Origin of the sequence: Bradyrhizobium sp. (genome assembly GCF_035484855.1) — a bacterium.
Taxonomy (GTDB): domain Bacteria; phylum Pseudomonadota; class Alphaproteobacteria; order Rhizobiales; family Xanthobacteraceae; genus Bradyrhizobium.
The window spans coordinates 1-22,293 of sequence record NZ_DATHOP010000275.1 but is presented as its reverse complement, the minus strand read 5'-3'; the positions used below and the strand labels follow the sequence as shown (position 1 = coordinate 22,293).

19 protein-coding genes and 1 tRNA gene are annotated in these 22,293 nt (G+C 61.8%); 5 read left to right on the top strand and 15 right to left on the bottom strand.

The window, feature by feature from the left end:
- The 6 genes from VK804_RS31415 to VK804_RS31390 form a co-directional block, all read right to left on the bottom strand.
- Positions 1–644: TatD family hydrolase (locus tag VK804_RS31415; protein ID WP_325752181.1), on the bottom strand; the 644-nt coding region annotated here is incomplete at its 3' end.
- A gap of 16 nt (positions 645–660) precedes the next feature.
- Entirely contained in the window at positions 661–2,493 is a 1,833-nt protein-coding gene (metG, locus tag VK804_RS31410; RefSeq protein ID WP_325752180.1) for a methionine--tRNA ligase, read from the bottom strand.
- Between the two features lie 58 nt (positions 2,494–2,551).
- A complete protein-coding gene (locus tag VK804_RS31405) occupies positions 2,552–3,592 on the bottom strand; it encodes a DNA polymerase III subunit delta' (protein WP_325752179.1) in 1,041 nt (346 codons plus the stop codon).
- Positions 3,589–4,281 carry a dTMP kinase gene (gene tmk, locus VK804_RS31400; RefSeq protein WP_325752178.1) on the bottom strand — a complete coding sequence of 231 codons (693 nt, stop codon included), beginning with the start codon at positions 4,279–4,281 and terminating at the stop codon, positions 3,589–3,591. The genes VK804_RS31405 and tmk overlap by 4 nt, the downstream gene beginning before the upstream one ends.
- Before the next feature lies 1 nt (position 4,282).
- Positions 4,283–5,542, bottom strand: a complete 1,260-nt coding sequence (locus tag VK804_RS31395) for a D-alanyl-D-alanine carboxypeptidase family protein (RefSeq protein WP_325752177.1) — start codon at positions 5,540–5,542, stop codon at positions 4,283–4,285.
- A 201-nt stretch (positions 5,543–5,743) separates the two neighbouring features.
- Positions 5,744–6,655 carry a septal ring lytic transglycosylase RlpA family protein gene (locus VK804_RS31390; protein ID WP_325752176.1) on the bottom strand — a complete coding sequence of 304 codons (912 nt, stop codon included), beginning with the start codon at positions 6,653–6,655 and terminating at the stop codon, positions 5,744–5,746.
- A gap of 355 nt (positions 6,656–7,010) precedes the next feature.
- Here VK804_RS31390 and VK804_RS31385 point away from each other — a divergent pair, with 355 nt between their 5' ends.
- Positions 7,011–7,301, top strand: a complete 291-nt coding sequence (locus VK804_RS31385; RefSeq protein ID WP_325752175.1) for a DUF1330 domain-containing protein — start codon at positions 7,011–7,013, stop codon at positions 7,299–7,301.
- 328 nt (positions 7,302–7,629) lie between these two features.
- Here VK804_RS31385 and VK804_RS31380 read toward each other — a convergent pair whose 3' ends face one another.
- Positions 7,630–8,298 carry a hypothetical protein gene (locus VK804_RS31380; protein WP_325752174.1) on the bottom strand — a complete coding sequence of 223 codons (669 nt, stop codon included), beginning with the start codon at positions 8,296–8,298 and terminating at the stop codon, positions 7,630–7,632.
- A 475-nt stretch (positions 8,299–8,773) separates the two neighbouring features.
- Here VK804_RS31380 and VK804_RS31375 point away from each other — a divergent pair.
- The 3 genes from VK804_RS31375 to VK804_RS31365 all read left to right on the top strand — a co-directional run bounded on the left by VK804_RS31375 (position 8,774) and on the right by VK804_RS31365 (position 10,572).
- Positions 8,774–8,863, top strand: a tRNA-Ser gene (locus tag VK804_RS31375).
- A 109-nt stretch (positions 8,864–8,972) separates the two neighbouring features.
- The gene (locus tag VK804_RS31370) at positions 8,973–9,506 is read left to right on the top strand and encodes a hypothetical protein (RefSeq protein ID WP_325752173.1); all 534 of its coding nucleotides are present in this window, start codon (positions 8,973–8,975) and stop codon (positions 9,504–9,506) included.
- Between the two features lie 184 nt (positions 9,507–9,690).
- Entirely contained in the window at positions 9,691–10,572 is an 882-nt protein-coding gene (locus VK804_RS31365; RefSeq protein WP_325752172.1) for a DUF2927 domain-containing protein, read from the top strand.
- 472 nt (positions 10,573–11,044) lie between these two features.
- Here VK804_RS31365 and VK804_RS31360 read toward each other — a convergent pair whose 3' ends face one another.
- Positions 11,045–11,806: an enoyl-CoA hydratase-related protein gene (locus tag VK804_RS31360; protein WP_325752171.1), complete on the bottom strand. Its 762-nt coding sequence runs from the start codon at positions 11,804–11,806 to the stop codon at positions 11,045–11,047.
- Between the two features lie 72 nt (positions 11,807–11,878).
- On the bottom strand, positions 11,879–12,127 hold the full coding sequence (locus tag VK804_RS31355) for a hypothetical protein (protein WP_325752170.1): 249 nt from the start codon (positions 12,125–12,127) through the stop codon (positions 11,879–11,881).
- Positions 12,128–12,447: 320 nt separating this feature from the next.
- Between VK804_RS31355 and VK804_RS31350 the strand changes: the two genes are divergently transcribed.
- The gene (locus VK804_RS31350; RefSeq protein WP_325752169.1) at positions 12,448–12,780 is read left to right on the top strand and encodes a hypothetical protein; all 333 of its coding nucleotides are present in this window, start codon (positions 12,448–12,450) and stop codon (positions 12,778–12,780) included.
- A 28-nt stretch (positions 12,781–12,808) separates the two neighbouring features.
- Here VK804_RS31350 and VK804_RS31345 read toward each other — a convergent pair whose 3' ends face one another.
- The 6 genes from VK804_RS31345 to VK804_RS31320 all read right to left on the bottom strand — a co-directional run.
- Positions 12,809–14,302, bottom strand: a complete 1,494-nt coding sequence (locus VK804_RS31345; protein WP_414642870.1) for an efflux transporter outer membrane subunit — start codon at positions 14,300–14,302, stop codon at positions 12,809–12,811.
- 261 nt (positions 14,303–14,563) lie between these two features.
- Positions 14,564–17,821, bottom strand: coding sequence for an efflux RND transporter permease subunit (locus VK804_RS31340; protein WP_325752168.1), 3,258 nt, complete (start codon positions 17,819–17,821; stop codon positions 14,564–14,566).
- Between the two features lie 42 nt (positions 17,822–17,863).
- Positions 17,864–19,057: an efflux RND transporter periplasmic adaptor subunit gene (locus tag VK804_RS31335; RefSeq protein WP_325752167.1), complete on the bottom strand. Its 1,194-nt coding sequence runs from the start codon at positions 19,055–19,057 to the stop codon at positions 17,864–17,866.
- A 584-nt stretch (positions 19,058–19,641) separates the two neighbouring features.
- The gene (locus tag VK804_RS31330) at positions 19,642–19,875 is read right to left on the bottom strand and encodes a hypothetical protein (RefSeq protein ID WP_325752166.1); all 234 of its coding nucleotides are present in this window, start codon (positions 19,873–19,875) and stop codon (positions 19,642–19,644) included.
- A gap of 261 nt (positions 19,876–20,136) precedes the next feature.
- On the bottom strand, positions 20,137–20,880 hold the full coding sequence (locus VK804_RS31325) for an outer membrane protein (protein WP_325752165.1): 744 nt from the start codon (positions 20,878–20,880) through the stop codon (positions 20,137–20,139).
- A 65-nt stretch (positions 20,881–20,945) separates the two neighbouring features.
- On the bottom strand, positions 20,946–22,293 hold a 1,348-nt coding region (locus VK804_RS31320), incomplete at its 5' end, for an outer membrane beta-barrel protein (RefSeq protein WP_325752164.1).

The following is a 22,293-nucleotide window of genomic DNA, read 5'->3' as shown; positions in this document are numbered from 1 at the left end:
CCACGGAATTTTCCGGGCGCCAGATACGGCGCGTCAGTCTCGACCATGATGCGATCGGCCGGCAGTTCGGCCGCCAGCGCGCGCAAGGCTTCCGATTTCTTGAAGGTGAGGATGCCGGTAAAGGAGATCGAAAGACCCAGGGCGATGGCTTTCATCGCGAGCTCGCGGCCGCCGGTGTAGCAGTGCAGCACGGCGCGAAACGGTCCTTTTGCCATTTCCTCTTCGAGGATGCGGCCGCAGTCGTCGTCGGCCTCGCGGGTATGGATGACCAGCGGCAGGCCGGTGGCGCGGGCAGCCTCGATATGCGCGCGAAAGCCGCGCGCCTGCGCCTGCGGCGAGCCGTTTTCGTAGAAGTAATCGAGCCCCGCCTCGCCCAGCGCCACGACTTTCGGATGTTTTGTCAGTTCGATCAATTCGTCCGAAGCAATCCCGTCTTCCTCGTCGGCGTGGTGCGGATGGGTGCCGACGGAGCAATAGACGTCCGGAAAGCGTTCGGCGATGGCGAGCAGCCCGCCAAGCCGTCTTACCCGGGTCGAGATGGTGACGATGCGCCCGATGCCGGCCGCCCCTGCCCGCGCGACGATGCCGTCGAGATCGTCGGCGAAATCGGGAAAATCCAGATGGCAGTGGCTGTCGACGAGCATTGCACTACCCAACCGCTTACGCCGCCGTCGGCTCGATATAGCGCGGAAACACCGGCGCCGGCGCGGGCAACACGGTGCCCGGTTTGATCCGCACGCGGAGGGCTGAGAAATCGCGCGCCCTGGTGTGCGCCGAAATGCCGAGGGTATCGAGTAGCTTTGCGCAGGCCGCGGGCATCGCGAATTGCGCCAAGATGGCGATCTGCCGGACCACCTCGGCTGTCACATACAGCACCGTCGCCTGGCGCTTCGGATCGGTTTTCGCCAGCGCCCACGGCGCCTCACCCGCGAAATAGCGGTTGGCTTCGGCCACCACGGCCCACACGGCGTTGAGCGCCTGATGAATCTGCTGGGTCGCCATCGCGGTGCGCGCCAACACGATCATGCCGTCGGCCTGCGCCAGGATCGCGCGGTCGTTGGCGCTGAATTCGCCGGGCTCCGGCAGCACGCCCGCGTATTGCTTGGCGATCATCGACAGCGAGCGCTGCGCCAGATTGCCGAGATCGTTGGCGAGATCGGCATTGATGCGCGCGACGATGGCTTCGTGGTTGTAGCTGCCGTCCTGCCCGAACGGCACCTCGCGCAGGAAGAAATAGCGCATCTGGTCGACGCCGTACTGGTCGGCGAGGTTGAAGGGATCGACCACGTTGCCGACCGATTTCGACATTTTCTCGCCGCGGTTGAACAGAAAACCGTGGGCAAAGACCCGCTTCTGCACGGCAATGCCCGCCGACATCAAAAACGCCGGCCAGTACACCGCGTGAAAGCGGATGATGTCCTTGCCGATGATGTGCAGGTCGGCCGGCCAATAGCGCCAGTTCGGATCGCGCTCGTCGGGAAAGCCGACGCCGGTGATGTAATTGGTCAGCGCGTCGACCCAGACATACATCACATGCTCTTCGTCGCCGGGTACCTTGACGCCCCAGTCGAAGGTGGTGCGCGAGATCGACAGGTCGCGCAGGCCGCTCTTGACGAAGCTGATGACTTCGTTCTTGCGCGAGTCCGGGCCGATGAAATCCGGCTGGCTCTCGTAAAGTTTCAGCAGGCGGTCCTGAAACGCCGACAGCCGGAAGAAATAGCTCTTCTCCTCGACCCATTCGACCGGCGTGCCCTGGGTGCCGCGCCGCACCTGGTCCTCGCCAATAGTCGTTTCGTCCTCGGCGTAATAGGCCTCGTCGCGCACCGAATACCATCCGGCGTAGCTGTCGAGATAGATGTCGCCGCTCTCAGCCATCCGCCGCCAGATTTCCTGGCTGGAGCGGTGATGCTGCGCTTCGGTGGTGCGGATGAAGCGATCGAAACTAACGTTAAGACGCTCGTCCATCTCCTTGAAACGCTGGGCATTTCGGGTCGCGACTTCCATGGTCGGAAGCTTCTCGGCCTCCGCCGTCTGGACCATCTTCAGGCCGTGCTCGTCGGTGCCGGTCAGGAAGAACACGTCCTTGCCGTCGAGCCGCGCAAAGCGCGCCAGCGCATCGGTTGCGATCGCTTCATAGGCGTGGCCGATATGCGGCACGCCGTTCGGATAGGCGATCGCGGTCGTGATGTAGAAGGAGTTCTTGGCTGGCGCTGTAATCGGCGCCACGGCGCGCGCCCGTTTCGCGGCGCGAGGTTTCAAAGGCTTGCTGACCGGCGGCGGCGCGGCGGCGACTTTGGTCTTGCCCGCTGCCGAACCACGTTTGTTCGCCCCGGTCTTTTTCGAGGCCTTCTTCGCTGCCGCCGTCTTCTTCGCGCTCTTGCCGGCTTTCCTGGCCGGACGCTTGGCGCGCTTCTTCACCGCGGCCTTGCGGGCGCGCGAAGGACCGCGCGCCTTCTTCGCCTTCTTGACAGCTTTTTTCTTGGCCTTCGCCACCACAAACTTCCTTCATCGCTCACGTCGGATTTTCGGGATTGATAGTCGAGCGGAGCCTCTAGCGCACAGCTTCCGCAAGCATCCCAAACACCGAGAAAACCAGCGGCTTTCGCTCGAGATTATATTCTGCGGTGTCGCGCGCGGCGCGGCTGATCTTTTCCCACACCTCCGCCAGCCGTGCAAGGCGGGCCAGGTTGGCGTTGGGATCGTCCGCGCGCAGCTTTTCCCCGACCCAGCGGTCGACGCCATCGATGAAGGCCGAAAGCGCCACCCGGTCGCTGAGCGGCAGCGCTTCTCCCAGCGCATGCAGTTCGCGCGGATCCACGCGCGGCAGGTTTTTCAGTAGGTTCGCGGTGCGCTGCTGCAGTTTCAAGGCGTCGCCGCCGAGCAGGGTCAACGCGCGGGCGACGCTGCCCTCGGCGGCGTCAGCGGCCTCGGCGAGTGCCGGATCGTCGGGCGCGATGCCGGTGGCTTGTACTGCCGCGCGGACGACGTCCTCGGTCGAGAGCGGCCGCAGCGGCAATTTCCGGCAGCGCGACAGGATGGTCGGCAGCAGGCGCGCCGGCGCGTGGCTGACCAGCAGGAACAGCGATTGCCTCGGCGGCTCCTCCAGCACCTTGAGCAGCGCGTTGGCGGCGTTCGGATTGAGGTCTTCGACGGTATCGACGATACAGACCCGCCAGCCCTCCGCCGCCGCTGTCGAGCCGAAGAACGAGATCGTCTCGCGGGTCTCGTCGACCGTGATCACGCTGCGCAGCACGCCCTTGTCGTTGACGGTCCGTTCCAGCGTCAACAGCCCGCCATGGGCGCCGGCCGCGACATGGCGGGCAATGGGATTGGAGGGATCGACGAACAGCGTTTCGGCGCGTTGCACCTCCGGCGAAAAGGAATCGCGATGGGCGAGCACGAAACGCGCCATGCGATAGGCCAGCGTCGCCTTGCCGATGCCGGAAGCTCCCCCGATCAGCCAGGCATGCGGAATACGCCCGCTGCGGTAGGCGTTCAACAGGGCTGCTTCCGCCTCGCGATGGCCGAACAGCTCCGTGGTCTCGCGCGGATGCACGGCGGAAATTTGCGGTTCGACCTGGCGCGCGCTCATGCCGAACTCGCCACCTGGCCCGAGCTGGTCGTAAAGAAGCGGTCGCGCAGCGCGGCCCAGACATTCGCTGCGACCGCAGCCGGATCGGCAGTTGCGTCGATCAGCACGCAGCGCTCGGGCTCGGCGGCCGCGATCTGCCGGTAGGCCTCGCGCAATGCCTGGTGGAATTTGACGTCCTCCGCCTCGAACCGGTCGGGCGCGCCAGTGCCGCGGCGCGCGGCCGCCCGCTTCATGCCGATCTCGACTGATACGTCGAGGATGACGGTGAGATCGGGTTTCAGATCGCCGATGGTGACGCGCTGCATGGCGTTGAGAATTTCGGGTGCGACCTTGCCGAGGCTACCCTGATAGGCGCGGGTCGAATCCGAAAACCGGTCGCTCAGGACCCAGATGCCCTGTTTGAGCGCGGGCTCGATCACGCTGCGCACATGGTCGTCGCGGGCGGCCGCGAACAACAGCGTTTCGGCCTCCGCTCCCAATAGCTTGCCCATGCCCGACAGCACCAGGTGCCGCATGATCTCGGCGCCTGGCGAACCGCCGGGCTCACGGGTGACGACGGTGCGCAGTTTGGCCGCGTTGAGCCGCTCCGCCAGCGTCCTGATCTGGGTCGATTTGCCGGAGCCCTCACCGCCCTCGAAGGTGATGAAACGTCCGCGCCCACTCGCTCGCTTGACCGCTGTCTCGGCCATCTCAGAGCTTCTCGGCGCCGAGGCGGAACATGCCGATGACGAGTTCGCTCACGCCATCGATCGCCCGCCGCATGGTGGATCCCTTGCCGACCGCTTCCGCCGCAAACACCGGCGTCTCCATCGCGACATTGGAACCGCGCCAGACCCTCATGACGCCGACCTGCTGGCCGGACTCGATCGGCGCGCGCACCGGCCCGTTATAGACCACGCGCGCGATCAGCTTGTCGCTGCCGTTCTTCTGCACCATCACCTTGATCGGCTCCGGGCTTGCCAGCTTGACCGAGCGGCTGTCGCCGCCGAACACCTTGGCATAGCCGACCGTCTGGTTGGCCGCGAACAATGTGCGCGCCTCGAAATTGCGAAAGCCCCATTCCAGCATCTTCTTGGCTTCACCCGCGCGATCCTCGGGATCTTCCAGGCCGTTGACGACGACGATCAGCCGCTCGCCGTTCTGCACGGCCGAGCCGACCATGCCGTAGCCGCCCTCGCTGGTGTAGCCGGTCTTCAGCCCGTCGGCGCCTGGGAGCGAGTTGAGAAGCGGATTGCGGTTCTGCTGGCGGATCTTGTTCCAGGTGAACTCCTTCTCGCCGAACAGCTTGTAGAATTCCGGATAGGTCTGGATGATGTAGCGCGCGAGCATCGCAAGTTCCCGCACCGTCATCTTGTTGCCGGGGTCGGGCAGCCCGTTGGAATTGGCGAAGGTCGATCGGGTCAGCCCAAGCTCGCGGGCGCGCTTGGTCATGAAGTCGGAGGCGAAGGTGCGCTCGTTGCCGGCCATGCCTTCGGCGAGCGCGATGCAGGCATCGTTGCCGCTCTGGATGATCGCGCCGTGCAGGAGATCGTCGACCGAAACCTTGCTGTTGAGGGCGGCGAACATGGTCGAGGTGCCCGACGGCGCGCCGCCGTGGCGCCAGGCATTTTCGCTGATCCGGTATTCGTCCGAAAGCTTGACGTCGCCCTGCTTGACGGCGTGGAACACGGTTTCGACCGTCATCAGCTTCATCATGCTGGAGGGCGCCCGCAATTCGTCGGCGTTCTTCTCCGACAACACGCTGCCGCTGGTGGCCTCGATCAGGATCGCGGTCGGCGCGTCGCCGTCGAAGCCGGGGTCTTCCTTCTTGGCGCCCTGCACGCTGTTGTTGGCGGCATTGACCACCCCGCCCCACCCGATCGCCGCGGCCACCACGAGCGCGATCAGGGCGCGAAGGCTATGTCCCGGCGCGGGCTTGTGCTTGCGGGAAGTGGAATGTTCGGCTGCCATCGATGATGCCTAAAGCCGGCCTTCTAACAGTTGGAAGTTGCGCGAACAACACGGGTTTGGGCCGATGTCGGCTGCGCTCTGACAACTCGGCCGCCGCGTCTCACATGGCCTTCAGAAACCCCTAAAACAAGGCGGAATGGCGATGTCGTCGGTGCGCGCGCCGACGACGTCGCTACAGCTTCGATGAGATTCCTTGGAGGTTCAGTACAGCCCGCGGCCTGCAAGCAATTCGCTCGGGCCACGCGGGTCGATCGGCGCATAGGCGGAAACCGGACTGACGCGCGGTCCGTAGCGGGCGTCATCCTCGTAACTGACCGAGCGTGGATTTTCGAGGATACGGCCGGCGGAGCGCGCGCGGGCCGACGCTGACATTTCCGAGGTGGCGCTGATCGAGGCTTGATCCTCGAGCGTATTGCCGAGGCTGTAGGGCCGGCCCTCGGGCATCGGAACCTCGCCCCGGATCGGACGGCTACGGCTGGGGATTTCGGGCACGAAGGGCCGCGCCGAGGCCACCCGCACCAGCGAGGGCGAAGGCGCCGGTACCCCGGTGCGCAGGGTTGCGATCAGCTGGCGGTCGTCGGAACCCTCCAGCGGCGCCCGGCCGACATAGTCGACCCGGACGTGGGCCACGCCATTGCCTTTGAATTCAAGCAGTTCGGCGGCTTTGTTCGAGACATCGATGAGCCGGTTGCCGTGATAGGGGCCGCGGTCGTTGACGCGGACGATCAGCGATTTGCCGTTACTGAGGTTGGTGACCCGCGCATAGCACGGCATCGGCAGGGTCGGATGGGCGGCGGTGAGCGAATCCATGTCGAACACTTCGCCGTTCGCGGTCAGCCGGCCGTGAAAATCGTCGCCATACCAGGAGGCGAGCCCCTCCTCGCTGTAATTGACGTCCTCCTCGGGCACATAGACCCGGCCGCCCACGGTATAGGGCCTGCCGACGCGATAGGTGCCGCCGCCTTTCGGCACCGGCTCGCCATAGGCGACCACCCGCGGGCTCGAGGAAACGCCATATTTGGGATCGACGCGGCTCGCGAACTTGCCCGACGAGGCGCAGTTGGCCAGCACAAGGCAGGCCGCCACGGCCGCCATGCTTCGCGCCGTCAGCATGATCTGATCTGGCCGCCGAATCCCCATCTGCCCCAAAATACCATTCCGCCGCGCGCGCGCCTATTTCCAGGCACCCGGCGGTATCATCGCCCCGATGCAGCCCACCTCCGCATCAAGAAGTGAAGATATCGCATCGCGAACGCGGCGGAAATGGGGAGAGCGGAGGCGTGGTGAATCAATGGTTGCGGGCGGGGGGCCGGGGATTTGTGGGGCAGCGGCTGGGCGATCGCTTGCATTCCGCGCCACGTTCACTCAAGCAGACGCGTTCGGAACAGTGGCCGAGTGGTTAAGCCGGCTGTTATTCTATTCCCTCCATCCGGACCACGGATTGGTCGGATGAGGGTTCGCGAGGCAAATGAAAGCGTATCTGGTGCTCGACCTGTCGGTGAATGATTTCGGTGGTTTCAGGAAATACATCGCTGAAATCCCGGCCTTCATCGCGAAACATTCAGGAAAATACCTCGTTCAGGGGGTTCAGCCAACGACGATCGAGGGTGATTGGAAACCCGAACGCCTGGTCATCATCGAATTTCCAGCACGCGAAAAGGCGGAAGCATTTCTAAGCGACCCCAAGATTCAGGACCTGTTCAAGGTGCGCCACGCGACGACGACGAGCAAACTGGTGCTTGCCGATGGCTGCACGTAACCGCCTGCCTGCCGCGTGAGATGTGGGGTCGAACGATCCTGCCTGTTGGCGATGACAATCCCGCGCCAATTGAGGCTTTCGTCACGTCCAGCGAATTGCACGTGGGCGCCTCTTCGACGCCTCTTCGAGCAAAAAGCGGGCTGTACTGACGGCTCAATCGGCCGACGTTACTTGGGAAAAACTCCAGCGGCGAACCGGAAGGTTTCGCCTGCCGGAAACGGCAATCAATCCCGGCTCGGTTGACCAGCAAACTTGCGGGGCGGTTCCTATTAATCTCGCTCGGCGGTGCGCTTCAATCCTCTGCTGAGGGGGCTTGTGCGAGGCTTGATTATCTGACGAACGTGAAGGTCTCTCCGTCGCGATCAGACTGGTTACCATCACGGCTGGCGAGGCGATAATCCGCGTGGGCCCTCATGAATTCCCCTTCCGGTATGCGAATGATTTCGTATTCCACTCTTTTTCTCGACAGCGACAATCCCGGGCCGTTTTCAGAAAGAAGTGACAATTGCCGGCCTTGTTCCCGTTCACAACCGGCCGAAAGTAATACGCGGTCCCACACCATCATTCGGCCACCGATCCCACAGAGCCGCTTCAGATTTGCAACGGGGTCGCTAGTGAATTGCAGTACAGCATTCGAATAGACGACATCCGGCATTCCGAGCCAACCGATGGCGCTTGGAATATCTGCGAAAAACTTCAGCTGCGCAGTTGCCAGCGAAGATGCTCGGCACACCACTTCCGGAGTCTCAACTATCGCCCATCGAATATTGGCAGATGATTGCGTTGCGCGCCGATAGTGTACGCCAAACCCCCCGCCGAAATCGAGCACGGCGAGAGCATTCGACATCTCCGGCCAAGGCTTTTGCACATGACGAAGAGCTGTCGTCTTGCGGAATATGAATTCGATCAACTCGGGATTGTCGTAGCCGCGCAACGTCCCTGACGAGGGAAGCGTCCATAGCGTTCGATTGACAATTTTCTCTAATAAAGCACCCATCCCGCTCGCTACTTATGCAACCTGATAGCGAGCGGTAAAGCAGGTTGGTGTGTGCCATATTGTCGCCTTCCAAAGGATTAAGCCAAGAGCGCTTGGGTACCCGCTGCGGCCGACCGTAAAACTTAAGGATGCGCGGCTGCTAGCAAGATCTTCGACAAGAACGTGGCCGATGGCTATTGGTGCGGCGCGCTTGTGGGTCACTATGAGGAAGCTAGCCGCATTATCAACTTCAGCAGGACTGATCCGAGCGACTTGTCCGCCTACATTGCGATGATCGACTTAGACCGAAGGCGGAAAAAGCAGTCGGATAGATGGACCAACCAGCAGCCGACCCGGCAACCCAGCCCACGATCGTGCCTGGCCAGCCCTTCCCACGCTTCGGAGACCCTAAGGTTTAGGGATTGGGTCCAAATTGGTTCCCGTTGTCGACCTGTTCTTGATCTTCCCGCCACTAAGTGATTGATGTCGCAGCCACGGAAGGGTGGCCGAGTGGTTTAAGGCACCGGTCTTGAAAACCGGCGTGCCTGCAAGGGCACCGTGGGTTCGAATCCCACCCCTTCCGCCAGTCCAATTCGCGCCGTCATCGCATCGCGATGCGCGCCTGCTTCCGGAATTGCTATTTTATAGTTATGAAATCGGCAGCCCATTGATATCGATTTCCTACGGCGCCACCGGTGCATGATCCTCCCGGAATCGTGCCGCCGCAGCGGGGCTGGATGCAGGAGTTCGAGGTGTCGCCAACGAGATCCATTTTCGCGATCGGCATGGCCATGCTGTTGCTGGTTCTGTCGGACGGTCCGAGCGCGCGTGCCCAGTCCAATTCCCGGACCGCGTCAGACCCGATGCTCAACAGCGGGCCGCCGGCCTGGGACGCCAATCACGACGGCGTCTATACCTGCGACGAATGGAAGAAATATGCCGACCGCCTGTTTACGGCGGCGGATCGCAATCACGACGGCAATCTGGACAAGACCGAGTTCGAATCGATCCGCAAGCTCGATCCCACCCTGGCGGAGGCGGATTTCGGCTATTTCGACGAAAACCAGGACGGCAAGATCGCGCGTAAGGAATTCGTCGAAAAGCCGAGCGCGTTCATCCTGCGGTTTGATCGGAACGGCGACTGCCGCGTCACCGCGGATGAGATAAAGGCCGGCAGCGCGCCAAAACAGGAAGGTCCGGTCGAACGGCCGCGGGACAGGTTCCATTGAGGATTCCGGCTATGGAATCTCTATGAGAAGCCTCGTCTTGTCATCCCGAAATCCTATGTCGCGGTCGTTACATTGGCCAGAGGCCGGTAGGGATTTTGCTTAATCGGCTGCAGTGACATCACAGCAGAAGCGGCTCGCCCGCACGCCAACCAACATGACCTTTCGCAGCCTTTCAGAGATTGACGTGCCGACGGCGTTTGCCGCGATCGCCCTGATGCTGGCTGGGATCGGCAGCGGGCCGGCCCGTGCGGAAGATTCCGACATCAGCAGCCGGCGGGCTTCCGAGCGAACCGATTTCACCAACGACGAGATCAAGGACGGTTTCTTCAAGATCGCATTCACTGCCGAACTGCAGATCGGCGCGCCGGCGGACCGTGTGCGCAAATTCGACGAGCCGGTGCGGATCTTCGTGATCGGCAAGGGCCTGCCCGATCGCCGTTCGGAGATTGCGGCCATCGTCGACGACATCCGCACCCACGTGAATCATCTCGACGTGGCGGTCACGGAAAATCGCAAGGCCGCCAATTTCGTTGTCAGGCTGATCGCGGAGCGCGACATGAAACGAACGATCCGCTCGCTCTACGGCAGCGATCGGGCGAAGCAAATTCAGCAATCGCTGCACCCGGAATGCCTGTCCGGCATCGGCAAGGACGCACGCTTTCGCATTCGCCGGGCCGAGGTGATCCTGCCGGTCGATGCGGGTGATTTCACCTTCTTTGACTGCGCCTATGAGGAAATGCTGCAGGCGCTCGGCGCCATCAACGACGATTCGTCGGTGCCCTGGACGATGTTCAATGACGACGTCCAGATGGGCTTCTTCGACGTCTACGATCAGTACCTTCTCAATATCCTGTACGATCCGTGCCTGCGTCCAGGCATGACCAAGGACCAAGTCAAGGGGCTCCTGCCCGAGGTTCTTGCGACCGCCCGGGAATGGGTCAGCCCAGCCGGATCACGGAATCACGCAAATGCGCCCGGCGCAGCAGACGGCAATCCTGCGCAAGCCGTGACCGCTGCGCTTCGGTCCATCAACACACGGCGCGACCGCGAAACCGGCGCGAATTAGCGGCCGTTGGCCGCGTGCGTTCTGAAGGACGACGAAGAATACTCCGTAATCGGGTAGTCGGACTTCCGTGCCTGACGAATAGCCGGCGCCTGATGCGTTACGACCTGGCTGCTGTTGGTATATTTCGACGGCGCGCTCCCCGACGCGCCTGCTTCGGCCCGGCCGGATAGGAGCAGCGCCGCGGCAAACAGTGCAAATGATACGGTAATGCTAGCTCTACGCATGGCAGCCTCCATTTGGTTCGAGACAACCCAAACGGAACAGACCTGGATGCTTCCTCTGTCCTGTCGACGACTCTGCGCGGCGTCGTGTTGTCCCGGCGGACACAGGATGATCCCGGCTTCCGCCAAGCGCAAGATTCAATCATCTGCTGCCTGAAACATCAGCAAGGCGAGGTGTCGACGAAAAATGCGGCATCCGCGGGTTGAAAGCCGCACCGCAGTGCGAAGACCGCGGTCCTGACCGATCGCGATCAGCGTTTCTTGCGCGAGAAGAAATTCTGGAATGCGGCGATCGCTTCCGGTGAACGCATCCGTTCACCGAAGAAATGATCTTCCTGCCCGATCCTGCGCACCAGATCCTCAGTCGGCAGCTTCAACAGCTTCCGTGAGATCGCGACCGCGTCCGCGGGAAGCGCACAAATCTCGCGCGCCACCTTGCGGGCTTCGACGATGGCATGACCGGGCGGGACGACGGTGTTGACGAACCCCGCCACGCGGGCGTCCTCGGCGCTCATCGGACGCCCCATCACCAGCATGGCGAAGGCACGCTGATGACCGACCGTGCGCGGCATGAGCAGGCTGGAAGCGCCTTCGGGCACCAGGCCGTATTGAGTGAAAGGCGAGGAAAACGACGCCGTCGTGCTGGCGATGACGAAATCGCAATGCAGCACCATGGTGGTGCCGATACCGATGGCGATGCCATCGACGGCGGCCACGATCGGCTTTCTGTTGTTCACGAGCGACTGCAGAAAAATCACCGCGTTGCGCGGCCGGGCCACGTCATCTGTTGCGGTCGCGGCCTGTAGAAAGTCTCCGATATCGTTGCCCGCCGAGAATACTCCCGAACGGCCGGTCAGGATGAGACAGCGAATTGCGGGATTGGATTGCGCCGTGTCGATCGCATCGCTCATCGCGAGGTACATTTCCTGCGTCAACGTGTTCTTCTTTTCCGGGCGCCGCATCGTGATCGTGCGCGCGAAGTCCTCGTCGCTTACAATGATGTGCTCGGTCATGGTCTCTCTCAGGAATGTGAGGCCCACCAGCAGTGGTCTCCCACCGCACGCTTGCGACTGCTTGTGCCAGCCCTACTTTTTACCGGTCTTCGCGGGTTCGGCTGGGCGTGCGACGCCCCAGGGATCGTATTTCCGGGTGGGCTCCGGTATCCGCTCGAGCGCCGACTTGTAGGCTTTTTCATCGATCGGCGTCTTCTTTTGGACGGGAGGACCGTCGTAGTGGCCCTTCTGGCCGAGACCTTGAGGATACGCAGGCGCCATGAGCGACGAAATGGCAATCGCTGCGACGGCAACAATCTTGATCGGTTTCGCTCCGCTCATCAAATCTCACTCCTCGTCCATCGCGTCTTGTCGGACCGGTCATGGCAGCGCTGCGCCAACCTGTTATCTGGCCGTTCGGCACGTCAAATTTCGGGTGGACGATCAAGTCGCGGCGCGTGAAATCTCGATGCCGTGGAAGAGTTTATAGGACGAAGTGACCGCAACGAAAGAACTACCAGAGGGCAGGTATTTCTGAATATTTTAATCCCATAAATATATGCCCCAGGATTCATATACTTAAAATAAACTCTTGCTGCTGCAGCGCGATCAGAGGTACCTTTTTGAGCATTGTGATGCGGGAATGGGCGATGCGGGCCAACATGAATTTGTCAGCCGATGCCGCAACAAAGCCGGACGCCAAGCAGACGATTCCGAACGGTGTCTGGTTCGCCGGCGTGGTTGTTCGAACGCTGTTTCTGATCATTCTGACGGTGCTTACCGCGCGCGTATCCAGCCCGCAGATGGAACACCTCTCCTCGCTCTACGAAACGCCCGGCGATCTCGTCCGCGTGGCGCTGGGGTTCGGCGTATGCACCTTCTTCGTCGTCAATCTTTTCATCCTGCCGAAAGACTCCGGCGCCTACCGGACGTGGATGTACCTCGGTCCCGCGGTGCTGCCATTGTCGTTGCTCTGCGCCTACGTCGTCTGGTGAACCCCGCATCCGATCGCGCTTTCTCGAGCTAATCCGCAGCCTGGATGGCGGCTGGATCCGGCTCCTCCTCCATCGCGCATTGACGCCAATCGGCCGTCGTGCATTTCGACGGCCAATTGCCGCCAAGGGCCATGAACAGCGCAGCCGTATCGGAGAGACGATTGGCCTCGGTTTGCACGCGGATCACTGCCGCGGTCAGGTAGGTCTGCTGCGTATTGAGAACCGCCAGCTGGTTGACCTGGCCGGCGCCGAGCTGCTTCTGCACGATCTCGAGACTGGCCTTGGCGGCATCCTCGGCGCGACGAGCCGCCCTTATCGCGCGCGCATCCGACTGCAGGGCCCGCAAGGCGTCCGCGACATTCTGGAACGCGGTAATGACCGTCGAGCGATACTGGGCCTCGGCCTGCTCGAGCGCGGCTTCGGCCGCCTTCTGCTTGTTGTAGAGCGTGAAGCCATCGAAGATCGGCGCCGTGACACTCCCTGCGAGCGTATAAAATCCGGTTCCGGGCAAAAATTGTTGCGCGAAGTTGAAGGAGGCAGACCCGCCATTGGCCGAGAGCACGATATTCGGCAGCCGCGCGGCGATCGCGACACCGACCTGGGCGCTTGCCGTGTGCATATTGGCCTCCGCCGCCCGCACATCGGGTCGCTGATCGACGAGCTTGCTGGGCAGGCTGATGGGCAGGTTGGTCGGCAGCCTGAGATGCGCCAGATCGAATTTCTGGGCGATCTCGTTGGCCGATAACTGCCCGGCAAGGGCCGTCAGCAGGTCGCGTTGCTGCGCCAGCTGTTTTTCGAGCGGCGGGAGCAGTTCTTCGGCCGCTGCCAGCGCGGCGTCCTGCGCCAGCACATCGGCTTGCGCGGCCTGGCCCAGGTTGAACTGGCGCTTGAGAATATCGAGCAGATTGCGCTCGATCGTGATGATGCGCTGGGTCGCCGCGATCTGGCCGCGCAGCGACGCCTCCTGGATGGCCGCCGTCACGACATTGCTGGTCAACGCCAGGTAGGCGGCCTCCAGCTGGAACAGTTGCTGCTCCGTCGTCGCATCCAGACTCTCGACGGCACGGACGTTGCCGCCCCAGACATCAGGCACGAACGACACCGTCAGCTGGTTGGTCACCAGCGAGAATTCGGTCTGTGGTCCCGCCGTTGGAATGGTCGGTATCTGGCTGGGATTGGCAATCAGGAACTGCTGGGACGTCGAATTGCCCGTCACTTGTGGGAAGAACAGGCCGCGCTGGGCCAATGCGTTGTACTGCGCGATCTTGATCGCGGCTTCCGCGGCCTGCAAATTCGGGTTGTGATCGACAGACTGTCTGATCAGCTCGTTGAGCGGCGGGGATCGGAACGCCGACCACCAGCGCGCGGAGACATCGGCGCCGGTGACAAAGTGCTGGCCGGCGACGCGGGGCCCGCCCTGCCCCGGATTTGGCGAGGCAAGCTTGCCCGGAACGTAACCGTCGACGTCCGGCACCGCCGCAGGCTTGAAATTAGGCCCCACCGCGCAACCCGAAATCGCCATCGCCAGGACAGCCCCAAGCGTCGCGCCTGTGGCGGCACGACGTTTCCTGCCGGCAAAATAACAACGAACGAACGCACCTAGAGCCTTTTCCGTTTCGATGGAATCGAAACGGAGCTCTAGATTCTTGTTTTGACGCGTTTTCTTCACGCGAACCGGTAACCACTCCGCTCGAAAACGCTCTAGCCGCGGTCGAGGACCAATTCGCCCCGGATGCAGCATTTGATCGACCTCTCCCCGAACGCTCGACACCACGGCTTCCAATCAAGTTTCCTGAGCGGTGCTCCCAGCGGCACCCTCGGCTTCATCGTTGCTTGAAACCGTCGTATCGTTGGCGAGAAATATCCGGCGCAACGCGGGAGCCACAACGAGCAGCAGCAGCGGTCCGATGAACATGCCGCCGACGACCACGGTTGCCAGCGGACGCTGCACCTGGCTGCCAATGCCATGGGAGATCGCCGCCGGAAACAATCCGACACCCGCGGAGAGCGCAGTCATCAACATCGGCCGCATCCGCTGCTCGGCGCCATGAAACACTGCCTCGGCGATATCCATGCCCTGTATCCGCAGTTCACGGTAGTAGGTGATATTGAGAATACCATCCATCACGGCGACGCCGAACAGCGAGATGAAGCCGATCGCGGCAGAAACGCTGAAATCGAGACCCGCGAGATAGAGCGCGATCAGGCCGCCGCCGATCGCGAACGGGATTCCGGCCACGGCCAGCAGACTGTCGCGCAGCGAATTGAACAGCCCGTACAGCAGCACGAGGATCAAGAGCAGCGTGATGGGGACCACGATGGCGAGCCGCTTCTTCGCATTCTGCAGATCGTCGAACTCGCCTGCCCACAGAATCTGGTAGCCGCTCGGAAGCTTGATGGCGCCTGCGACGCGATCCTGCGCTTCGGCGACCGTGCTGCCGAGATCGCGCCCGCGCACGCTGAACTTGATCGGAATGAAGCGCTGGCTGCGTTCGCGATAGATAAAGGAGGCGCCGGTGTCGAGCGTGATGTCCGCGATCTCGCTGAGCGGCACGTAGCCATTGGTGCCCGACGGCGTCTGGTAACCGACCTTGACGTTGCGGACGGCGTCAATGCTGCTGCGATATTTCGGATCGAGCCGGACCGCCAGATTGAACTGCCTGTCGCCCTCAAGAACGGTCGTCGCGGTGGTGCCGCCAAGCGCCGCCTGAACCACCGTATTGACGTCGCCGGTGTTGAGGCCGTAGCGCGCGGCCTTGTCGCGGTCGACCTTGATGTTGAGATTGGGCTGACCCAGCAAGTGGAAGATTCCGAGGTCGGCGACGCCCTGGACCTTCGCCATCTCGGTCATCACCTGGGTCGCGAGACCTTCAAGAACCTGGAGATTCGGTCCGACAACCTTGACCGAATTGGCCCCCTTCACGCCGGACAGGGCTTCCTCGACATTGTCCTGGATATATTGCGAGAAATTGAATCCGATGCCGGGCAGTTCCTCACTGAACTCCTTCTGCAGTTGTTCCGTCAGCATCTCCTTGGTCAGGTTGGCCGGCCACTCGTCAAATGGCTTGAGCGGCGCGAACAATTCGACATTCGAAAACGGCGAGGCATCGCTGCCGTTGTCCGGCCGGCCGTGCTGCGACACAACCGTGAGCACTTCCGGATGCCGCAACAGGATCTCGCGCATCTTGCCGGTCGCCTCGGTGCCGGCATCGAGCGAGATGGTCGGCGGCATCGCCGCCCTGATCCAGAGGTTGCCCTCTTCCAGCGCCGGCAGGAACTCGCTGCCGAGCCGCGACGCCGCTCCCACGCTCAAGGCCATGAAAACGACGCCGATGATGACGGTGGCCTTGAGGTTCGTGAGCGCCCAGCGAAGCACCGGCGTATAAGTCGCGCGCAAGCGGCGCACGATCACCGTTTCGATCTCCTGCACCTGCTTGGGGAGCAGCAACGAAGCCAGAACCGGCGTTACCGTGAAGGTCGAGAGCAGCGCGCCGGCAAGCGCATAGCCGTAGGTTCGCGCCATCGGCCCGAAGATCTGCCCTTCCACGCCCGTCATCGTGAAAAGCGGCACGAACGCGGTCACCGTGATTGCCGCCGTAAAGAACACGGCCTTGTCGACCTGCAGCGCGCTGATGAAGATGATGCGCAGCCGCTCGGTCCATCGCTGGCTTGTGGTCGTGTGCCCGGCCACCGATGTCGGGTCCGGTCCCCAATAACCCTCGGCAAGACGGTGCAGCAACGTCTGCCGATGCTCCGAGGTCGACTGAAAATTCCGATAGATATTTTCCATCATGATCACCGCGGAATCGACGATGATGCCGAAGTCGACCGCGCCGAGCGACAGCAGGTTGGCGTCCTCGCCCCGCAGCACGAGGATGATGATGGCGAAGAACAGGGCAAAGGGAATATTGGCGCCGACGATCAGGGCGCTGCGCAGGTCTCCGAGGAAAACCCATTGGATCAGGAAGACCAGCAGGCAACCGAAGATCAGATTGTGCAGAACCGTGTGGGTGGTGATCCCGACCAGCGAACTGCGATCGTAATAAGGAACAATCTTGACCCCGGCCGGCAGGGTGCCGTCGGAATTGATCCTTTGGACTTCGGCCTGAACCTTCGGAATGATGTCGTTGGTATGCTGGGTCCGTCCCATCACCACGATCGCCGCCGCAATATCGTCGTCATGGTCCCTGCCCGCGATGCCGAGCCGCGGCACGTAGCCGACCGACACGGTGGCGACGTTCCTGACCTGGATCGGCAGGCCATTCACCTGCGTCAGAACGACGTTCTCGATATCCCCGACCTTGTAGCCCTTGGTGACGTCATCGGCGCCGCCGCTATCGACCAACCCGATGCCGCGAATATTGACGGATTGCTGGCCGATCGTGATCTCGCGGCCGCCGACATTGATATTGGCGTTGCCGAGCGCGGTGATGAGCTGAGGGACCGTGATGTTGTAGGCTTCCAGCTTTTCAAGGTCGGCATCGACATTGAACTGCTTCGTCGTCCCACCCCATGAATTGATTTGGACCACGCCGGGAATCGTCAGCAGGCGACGGGTGATGACGTAGTCCTGCAGCGTCCGCAGGTTGGTCAGTCCGAAGTGCGGCGGACCGACGACCTGATAGCGATAGATTTCCCCGACCAGGCTGGACTGCTGAATCTGGGCGACCTGATTGCCCGGCAGATTGACGTTCTGCTGCAGCATGATCGAGGCTTGCGACAGCGCAAAGTAGTAGTCGACGCCGTAGGCGAACGTCACCCGCACGAACGACAGGCCGTAGAAGGATGTCGAGCGGATGTTGACCACACCAGGCGTGGGATAGAGCCCCACCTCCATCGGAATGGTATAATACTTCTCCATTTCCTCCGCCGACAGGCCCGCCGCCTGCGCCGTGATTTCCAGGATCACCGGGGCCGGATTCGGATAGGCTTCGATGTTCAGCCGCGAGAAGGCGACGAGACCGGCCGCGCAAAATACCGCAAGGCCCAGCACGATGATCGCGCTGCGCGTCAAACCGAACTCGAGTAAGGACTTGATCAAGTGACCCTGCCGTGTGTGCTTGGTTCTACGCGCGGGCGCCGTTCAGCCGGCGTCACCCAGGAGGAGCTTGTTGCTCAGAAACACCGCCCCGTCGGTGACGACGGTTTCTCCGGACCGAAGGCCCTCCAGGATCTGAGTCCAGCCATCCTGTTGCAGGCCGATCGTGACGGTTCGCTTTGCAAAATGACGGTTGTCGCTGGTGACCCACACCGTCATTGTGCCGTCGCCTTCCCTGACCACGCCCGCGGCCGGCACCGCGACCGAACGAACGGGATCTCCGACGCGGATCACAAAACTCGCCAACATCCCCGATCGCAGCAGATGCTGGGGATCCTCGATTTCGGAGCGCACGAACTGTCGATGGCTGTTCGGGTCGATCATCGACCCCACCGTCGTGACACGCCCCTTGAACACGGTGTCCGGATAGGCCGGTACCTTGGCCTCGACTTCCTGGCCGACCTTGTAGGCCGGCGCGTCGGTCTCGATGACATTCGCCAGCATCCACATCGTCGACAAATCCGCGACCGAATATGGCGGCGGTGCAACGCCGGGCTGAGTCAGAAATCCCGGAGCGGCATTGCGCGCGACGACCCTGCCGGAGATCGGGCTCGGGACCAGCAGGGTGGAATCGACCTTGCGCTTGTCGACGACCTGGTCGATCTCGGCGTCGGTCTTGCCGAATATCCGGACCGCATCCTTCGCGGCCTTGTAGGCGCCCTCCGCGGTCTGCTGGTCCGAGGTCGATTGGTCGACGTCCTTCTGCGCACTGCCGCCGGCCTTCAAGAGCACTGTCACCCGGGCCAGCGTCCGCTTCTGCAATTCGAGCACGCCGGCAGCCGCGAGCAGCGTTGATTCCGCTTGCAGCAGATCCGGGCTATCGATCGTAAAAAGAACGTCGCCGGCCTTGACGTCGTCACCGATGTTGTAAAACGCCTTCAGGATTTTGCCCTGATACTGGGAAAACACCTGGACCAGCATATTCTCGTTGAAGTCGATGGTGCCGACGGCGGTCTTGAAGATCACGAAGTCGCGCGATCCGACCGGACCGATCTTGACCGCGCCTGCCTGCTTGTCCGAAAGATCGACAACTTCAGTCGAATTTCCCGATCCAGACTGACCGGTCGTTGCAGAAGAGTTCCGCTGCCCCTCGACCGGACGACTGTCGGCAAGGCCAACGAAATCCCGGCTCCAGTATAGCGTAGCTCCGCCGATCGCAATCAGGGCAAATAAAACCAAGCGAGAATATCTCGACAGGTTTTTGAAAAGGCTCACGTTGACTACTCCCGGCGATGAACGGCGACCCGAATTGACGACACCGTCTGCGTCAATCTGTCGACATTATACGGCTGCCATTACGCCCACCTTACAAACGCCTCTCCCTGTCCTTCGCTTGCCCTTTTTTGTTGTGACGATTCCGTGTCGCCATGCCTCGAAAAGCACGAAGTCGGCAGCAGCGGTGCCCCGCTCGATGCGAGTCGAAACCACGACGCCCGGCCGCCTGTTGAATGTGGCCAACTTCTTCGGAATCGAACCAGATCAAACGTTATCGAAGCGCGGCGCGCTATCGCACTTCTCTCCACATCGGGGATTTCGGACCGCCGTAGTAGCGCATCGGTCCAAGCCGCGCCGGCTGTTGCGATACTACCTGCGCCCGGCTTTCCGAGATGGAGCCGCGGGCATGCAATCTCCTCACGTGAACCTTTGCGACGGCATCCTCCGACAACCCGGCAGCCAGAACCGTGCCAACGACGACGGCAAATCCGACCCGCGCGGTTGCAAGGATGCTGGTCATCCCGCAACCAGGCAAAAACGGCGCAGACCTACCGGCCTGACCACATCGGAGATTTCGGCCCGCCATAGTAGCGCGGGGCTCCAGGCTGGGCCGGCTGCTGCGCTTCCACCTGTGCGTGGCTTTCATAGTCGGCGCTCCGGGCATGCAGACGCCCTTTGTGATGAGTTTTGGCGACGGCATCGCCGCAGAGACCGGCAGTCAGGATCGCCGTGATGAGAGTGACGAATCCGATCCGCGCATTTCTTCCAGTCATGTAGGTCATGTCAGCCTCCTCCAAGAAAAACCCGCACAGTTATTGGCCCGTCCACATCGGGGATTTCGGGCCGCCGTAGTAGCGAAGCTGATTGCTGCCGGAATTCTCTGCCGTCGGCGCTCCCATATCGCTGACGCATCCCGCGACCGCGGCGCACAGCGCCGCTGCAGCAAGCACGATCCCGATTCTTCGCCCTAATACTGAAGCCATGATGGCTGCCTCTCCGAGACGTCTGATCCGCGGACGCCGCAAATCAGCTCACGCAACGCGTCAATACCTCGCGACGACTGGCCCTCCGAACTTGTAGTCGAAGCCGATCGTCACGACCGAATAGGTGTTGTCGACGGTGTAGGGCAGCTGGCCGTTCGGCGTGAGCGGAGCGCCGACCCGGTTGTACCGGCCATAGTCGTAGTAGCGGTATTCGAGCTTGCCGATGATATTATTGGTGATCGCGTAAGCTATGCCGCCGCCTGCGGCTAGGCCACTCTGATGATTGGTGAACTGATCGACACCGATCCCGGGCGCGGTGCTGGTATGAAGGATGTCGCCATAGGCCCAGCCGCCGGTGAAGAACAGCATCAGGCGGTCGACGGCGATGCCGCCCCGAGCGCGAAAGGTGCCACCCCAGCGAAGATTGGTCGCGTCGATCGCACCGATCGGAAGGGTGCCGTTGTTGAACTGCGAGAGGTCGCTGCCCTTGATGCCGGACCAGAAGCCGTCACCTTCCACACCGACCACGATGTGGCCGCTCTGCACGTTGTAGCCGACCTCGCCGCCGCCGATGCCGCCGCTCGAGTCGTAGTTGATCAGGTAGTTGGCATAGCCGGTCGGCGTTCCATTGTTGTAGTTGTGGTTGCCCATGCCGCCGCCGCCGAACACGCCGACATAGAAGCCGGACCAGTCATACAACGGCGACGCGATCGGTCCGGCCTTGACCGGAAGATCGGCACCGAGCGCCGGCGACATCAAGCCCAGTACACTGAGCGCGACGGTGGTGAAAAGAATTCGCTTCATTGTTATCCCCTATCGACCTGTTCTGCGTCTGGCGACTTGAGCCGCCGCGATCTCTTTTCCACGCATCAGAAATGAATGATGATGTCGGACGAGCCGATGATGGCGTACTTCCTGGTGTTCGGAATGCCCAGGTTCGCATTGCCGTTGAAGGCGAACCCGTCCATTGCCTTGTAATAGGAAACCTCGGGCCGGATCTCGATCTGCGGCGAGAACCAGTGCTGCCAGCCGATGCCGGTCTCGATGTACCGGGTCGCGGTGCCGGTGCGCTGTCCCTCGTAGTCGTCGACGAATTCCGCGCGATACGAGATGTTGTCCAGGGGATCGGGCTTGTAGTTCAGATACATCAGGGCCGTCTGGAACTCCGCCGTGCAGCTCAGCACCGTCGGGGTTTTGCAGATGGCGCCGCCCGGAGCGTTGAACGGCATGTATTGCGGCGAGAATGGCGTCCCGCCGGCGGCGATGATGGCCAGTGTCGTCGGGTTGGTTATGTTGGCGACGTTGTTCTGGTGCTCGTTGTAGGATTCGATCGAGATGTGCCACTGGTCGTTGAACTTGTAATACAGCGTGCCGCCGATCCACTGCAGGTTGTTGTAGCCCCACTGGCCCCCATTGATGCCGTCGGCGACGAGATTGACGTCGAACTTGCCGTCGTCGCTGGTATAGCGCACGCCGGCAGTAACGCTCGGCACCGCACCGGGATCCTTCGGCATCGTCGCACCGGGATAAAGCGCGTTCGGGAACGGATTCGGGATCGTCGCACCGACGTGCCAGGGCATCGCCTCGGTGCCGGACACCACGCCCAACTGGAAGATCCAGTTCTTGGTCGCCGCCAGCGTCAATTCGACACCGGTATTGGTATAGTTGTCGAAGGTATAGGTCATCGAGTGCGAGTACATGTAGTTGTTGGGCGCGAGCTGCGCCTCGATGTCGGGTATTGCGATATAACGCCCGACCCGGATCATCAGACCTTCGACGACCTGCGGGATATAAATCTCCCCATAAACCATCGGGAAGTCGTACCCGTAGACATTGTTGTTTTTATTGATCTGGTAGGCCGTAAACGGAGAATAGGACTGCGTATAGCGGTAATTCTCGCCATAGATTGCCGACAGGCGAAAACCCCAATCGACATGGTCGGTCTGAACGGTATCAGGCGTTCTTTCGGCATAGATGACCGCCTGGTCGAGCTGGATCGTGTTCGGTGTGTAGGCGTAGTTGATCGGCGCGTTGCCCCCGGGGCGCACCGTATTGCTGCTGACATTGAAGCCGGGATCGATCCAGCCGTAGACTTGGATTCCATTGTTGTTGAGCCACTCGCCGGTGGACGTATTGCTCATCGCAACCATAAGCGGGCTGTCGACCGAGCCGGTCCGGTTCACACCGATCGGGGTCGTACCGCCATAGGGCCATTCG